1 protein-coding gene is annotated in these 1,322 nt (G+C 54.8%); it reads right to left on the bottom strand.

Annotated features, from left to right (window positions below):
• Window positions 1-252 precede the first annotated feature (252 nt).
• Window positions 253-1,257, bottom strand: a complete 1,005-nt coding sequence (locus tag P9A16_RS35550; RefSeq protein WP_443021764.1) for an IS110 family transposase — start codon at window positions 1,255-1,257, stop codon at window positions 253-255.
• Window positions 1,258-1,322 lie beyond the last annotated feature (65 nt).

The following is a 1,322-nucleotide window of genomic DNA, read 5'->3' as shown; positions in this document are numbered from 1 at the left end:
AATCTATGGACGCCTCCCGGGCGAGATGAACATTTGGCGGCACTCGGCATTGGATGCGTGAATCTATCCGGCCTATCGCTGGAGCGATCACGCTCCTGGCCTTGATGGGAGTCCGCTGCCTCTTTCCTCATAACATGATCGACCTTTGTGGCCTTGTCGTAGATCAGGATCCGAAGCTGCGGTCCGTGCCGTTACGCCATCAGTTCTTACCTCGCATTCATCATTGCCTCATAGGCAACGATTGGCAAATAACTATTGTACGACATAGCGCTCCTGTCGTGTGAGCAAGGCCCATGCGACCCGCGCGGTCTTGTTAGCGAGCGCTACGATCGCCTTATTAAATCCACGACGAGCGACGAGCTCTTTCAGCCATTGAGATCGGCGATCGTCGTGACTGGCCAGTCGGCTAATAACTGCGCGTGCCCCATGTATCATCTGCCGACGGAGATAGTGGTTCGCTCGGCGCCCGATCCCACCAAGCCGTGGTTTGCCGCCAGTCGTATATTGACGCGGGACCAGCCCGATCCAGGCCGCCAGCTCTCGTCCTGATTTGAAGTGGCGCCCGTCCTCAACGCTCGCCACCAATGCCGTTGCGATGATAGGACCGACACCTGGCAATTCAGAGAGACGACGGCAATCTTCTCGCTCGCGGCAAATCTCGCAGATTTTCCTATCAATCTTGGCAACTCGGGCATTCACATCGGTGAGTTGATCGAGAAGTTCGAGGAATAACTCGCGCCCGAGATCGGAGAGAGCAGCGTTCTCGACAGCCGAGGGTGCCTGGGATGCAAAACGCCATGGTCCTTGCGGCAACACGATGCCATATTCGGCGAGAAGACCGCGTGCATGATTGATTAGAGATGTACGCTGAACAATCATACGCTCTCTAATTCTATGCAGCGACTGAAGGTCTTGCTGTGCGGTTGATTTGACCGGCACGAACCGCATGGTTGGGCGTGTGGCCGCTTCATAAATTGCAGCTGCATCTACAGCGTCGTTTTTGGAGCCGCGCACGAATGGCTTCACGAAACGAGGGTTGATGAGCAGGACCTCTCGCCCATCATTTTTGAATTGCCGTCCCCAGTGATGAGCACTGGCGCAGGCTTCCATGGCAATAGTCTTAGGAGCGAGTGCGCTAACAGTCTCGGTTAACTTCGATCGGCTCACCTTGCGCGATAAAATAGCGCCATCTGAAGCAATGCTATGTAGATGAAACGACGACTTTCCGAGATCGATTGCGAGCAATTCGAATGTCATGACTTCCTCCTTTAGCTGGCCCTTCATTCTGAAGGTTCGGAGGGAGGCGTCCATCCCATAACATG

This window comes from Shinella sp. 838 (assembly GCF_029623935.1).
GTDB lineage: Bacteria > Pseudomonadota > Alphaproteobacteria > Rhizobiales > Rhizobiaceae > Shinella.
This window is presented reverse-complemented; position numbering and strand designations above follow the sequence as displayed.